Raw genomic sequence first — 3,519 nt, 5'->3', positions numbered from 1 at the left:
CGCCGTGGGTCGATGTTTGATGTTATGGAGCAGCAACGATGTTACGCAGCAGGGCAGTCGCCCTAAAACAAAGTTAGAAAAGGGAAAGTATGAGCAAGTTATCTGTATTCTTTATATTTTTGTTTTGTAGCATTGCTACCGCAGCAGAGCCTTTGCCAGATTTAAAAATTGAAAAACTTGATGAAGGCGTTTATGTTCATACTTCGTTTGAAGAAGTTAACGGGTGGGGCGTTGTTCCTAAACATGGTTTGGTTGTTCTTGTAGATGCTGAAGCTTATCTAATTGACACTCCATTTACGGCTAAAGATACTGAAAAGTTAGTCACTTGGTTTGTGGAACGTGGCTATAAAATAAAAGGCAGTATTTCCTCTCATTTTCATAGTGACAGCACGGGCGGAATAGAGTGGCTTAATTCTCAATCCATCCCCACGTATGCGTCTGAATTAACTAATGAGCTGCTTAAAAAAGACGGTAAGGTTCAAGCTAAAAATTCATTTGGCGGGGTTAACTATTGGCTAGTTAAAAATAAAATTGAAGTTTTTTATCCAGGCCCAGGACACACTCCAGATAACCTAGTAGTTTGGCTGCCTGAAAGGAAAATATTATTCGGTGGTTGTTTTATTAAACCGTACGGTCTAGGTAATTTGGGTGACGCAAATTTAGAAGCTTGGCCAAAGTCCGCTAAATTATTAATATCCAAATATGGTAAGGCAAAACTGGTTGTTCCAAGTCACAGTGAAGCTGGAGACGCATCACTCTTGAAACTTACATTAGAGCAGGCGGTTAAAGGGTTAAACGAAAGTAAAAAACCATCAAAACTAAGCAACTAAATTTCTAATCGGGTAGCCGGAGGTATCTAGCCTCCAGCCCCCACACCACCCTGCATGCGGCTCCGCACAGGGCGGTTCATTTAGAACTCCTAACCTGTTATTTGGCTAGGATAATGAACTGCAATCCATCCATCTCTTAGTGAATACAATCCAGCTTTCTCTAGGTACTCGTTACTCAGCGCTTGCTGTATGCCTGGCGTTTTCGAACTACGCCAAGGGCCTTTACTTGTGAGTCCACAAGCAACGGCAGCTTGGATCCTGACACCTCGTTTAAGTAGGTTCTGCACCTTAGTCCGTGGTTTTCGCCACTGACGCCAGTAGCACATACGCACTCGGCGACGGATCCAGTGGTCTAAATCGACGCAACCTTGATAAGCGTTGGCTATGCCAAAGTAATTGATCCAACCTTGCATATATTGCCGCAGTTTAAACAGTTGATAGCTCATGCTGACTCCCCAATTGCGGTTCGTCAGTCGTCGTATCTTTTGTTTGAAAACGTGCAACGTGTTGGCATGCCATTGGATCTTTCCTCGGTTAAAGGTGAAGCCAAGGAACTTGCTTTGACCTACCTTAACTACTTGGCTTTTATGCTCGTTAACGATCAGTTTTAGCTTCGTACCAAGATAATGAGTAATACTCTTGAGAACACGTTCTCCCGCCCGTTGAGACTTCACCAAGATGATAAAGTCATCAGCGTAGCGGGCGAAGTGATGTCCTCGGCTTTCCAATTCTTTATCCAAACTATCCAGCATGATGTTTGATAATAAGGGTGAGAGTGGGCCGCCCTGAGGTACACCTTCGAAGCTTGCTTCAAATTGGTCGTTGACCATGACGCCCGCTCGCAGGTATTTGCCAATAAGCGCTAGCAGACGCTTATCCTGCACCTTACTCCTTAACTGAGTCATCAACAGATCGTGGTTGACGCGGTCAAAGAACTTGGACAGATCAACATCAACGGCAAATTTGCGCTTCTGTTTGATGATATTCCTGACTTGTAGTACCGCCTGCTGGGCGTTTCTGTTCGGCCTAAAGCCGAAGCTATTGACTGAAAAGTAGGGGTCAAACAACGGCGTGAGTATCTGAGCGATTGCTTGTTGTATCACACGATCAATCACGGTGGGGATCCCCAATTTGCGTTTACCGCCATCGGGTTTATCGATCTCCACGCGCCTGACCGCTGAGGGTTGATATTCTCCTCGCTCAAGCTGAGATTTACACTGTTGCCAGCCGCCTTGTTGCATCCAGCGCGGGAAGGCTTCGATGGTCATGCCATCGATACCCGACGCGCCTTTATTGGCTTTCACTTGTCGCCAAGCTCGGTGTAGATTCTCAGGTTCGAGTAGTTGCGGAAATAGATTGCTGTTGAAGGCTGGTTGCGGGCTAATACGCTGTTGATAGTAATCGTCTGACGACGTAGTGAGTACCGACAAGTTTGGCAAGACTCCTCCTTCTTCTAAATGTTCAGGCCTTCACCATATCCCATCCATTACGATAGGCGTTGGGCTACTATGCCGTCTGCTGACTTCTGCTTAATCACATGCCGAGTTGCCCCGTCATGCGCTATCGGTTTTCATCTAATTCGCTCTTTCCAGTTGATGAAATTGAAAAGCCAAGACACTTGTAGACCAGAGCCTTACTGGTTAATGACCGATCGCATGCTAAGCAGATCTCCCCAGATAAGGACATGAACTTTCTTTGCACTGCTGCATCATTTACGGTGGCCGTTAGATCACGTGGTTTCGTCGTCTTGTGCCAACTCACCTTCAGCCTACGCCTCATATGATGTTCTTGTTCATCAGCTCGCAAATTTGCTAGCGGCTTCCTTCAGACCGCCCCTCACGGGTAAGCCCTTGCCATTCGCTAGTAGTTAACGTTTAATAACAGCATGTTATCGAACGGTGACCTTCCTACAGAGGACTTTCACCTCATTAGTTCATGCCCATGCTGGGCGTACACAAGTCGTTGCAGCATCGTGCGCTGCGCGCACTGGACAGTTTTTAAGTCGCGGTTTTATGGTTTTGCTTCGCAAAAATATTCCATAAAACCACAACTTAAAAACTGCCGCTGAACTCGGCGTTAGATGCTTTGCTGTGCGCACAAATTTCGGCCAGCAACAAGACTGTTTTTTTTCTTAAATCGAACCTAAAATTTATTCGCGGAACTCCATGGATAAATATTTTGAAAAATTGGTTATTTCTGGCTACGTCCATTATTTTTGAGGTCATTGCAACCTCTGCGCTCAAGTCTAGTGAGGGCTTTACTAGGTTAGTACCGTCTTTTATCGTCGTAGCGGGATACGCTGCTGCTTTTTATTTCCTGTCGCTGACACTCAAATCGATTCCTGTTGGAATCGCCTACGCAGTTTGGTCGGGCCTCGGGATCGTCTTGGTCACTGCGATTGCATGGGTTTTGCATGGTCAAAAACTAGATATGTGGGGATTTGTTGGTGTCGGCTTCATTATCAGCGGCGTTGCTGTGCTCAACTTGCTATCTAAGGCAAGTGTTCACTAAAACGGTCGCATCTAACCATTCCGTCGAGAGGGACCGCCCACAAGCTGCGCTTGCGGGTTCCCTTCGCGGCTTCGCCGCTACGGCGGCCCCTCACGTCAAACGTTAGGCATCACAAAGTACAGCATCGTGACCAACAGCAACGATTCCGTCACACTGCGCCTCATGACTGAGCATGACC

At 46.5% G+C, this 3,519-nt stretch carries 3 protein-coding genes; 2 read left to right on the top strand and 1 reads right to left on the bottom strand.

The annotated features are described in order from the left end of the window. Positions 1-89 precede the first annotated feature (89 nt). The gene (locus tag L2I46_RS28790) at positions 90-830 is read left to right on the top strand and encodes a subclass B1 metallo-beta-lactamase IMP-4 (protein WP_015060105.1); all 741 of its coding nucleotides are present in this window, start codon (positions 90-92) and stop codon (positions 828-830) included. An 89-nt stretch (positions 831-919) separates the two neighbouring features. On the opposite strand, the gene ltrA is transcribed toward L2I46_RS28790, so the two are convergent. After that, positions 920-2,260: a group II intron reverse transcriptase/maturase gene (gene ltrA / locus L2I46_RS28785; protein ID WP_225556253.1), complete on the bottom strand. Its 1,341-nt coding sequence runs from the start codon at positions 2,258-2,260 to the stop codon at positions 920-922. 748 nt (positions 2,261-3,008) lie between these two features. Between ltrA and qacG2 the strand changes: the two genes are divergently transcribed. Further along, the gene (qacG2, locus tag L2I46_RS28780; protein ID WP_015063357.1) at positions 3,009-3,341 is read left to right on the top strand and encodes a quaternary ammonium compound efflux SMR transporter QacG2; all 333 of its coding nucleotides are present in this window, start codon (positions 3,009-3,011) and stop codon (positions 3,339-3,341) included. The last annotated feature ends 178 nt before the right edge of the window (positions 3,342-3,519 follow it).

The organism is Klebsiella sp. 2019SCSN059, assembly GCF_021739525.1.
Taxonomy (GTDB): Bacteria; Pseudomonadota; Gammaproteobacteria; order Enterobacterales; family Enterobacteriaceae; genus Klebsiella; species Klebsiella quasipneumoniae.
The sequence above is the reverse complement of the archived record's forward strand: the minus strand, read 5'-3'. Positions and strand labels throughout refer to the sequence as shown.

Bases quoted from the DNA above. Each gene is read 5' to 3' on its own strand.
- L2I46_RS28790 (WP_015060105.1), top strand. From the start codon at position 90: ATGAGCAAGTTATCTGTATTCTTTATATTTTTGTTTTGTAGCATTGCT.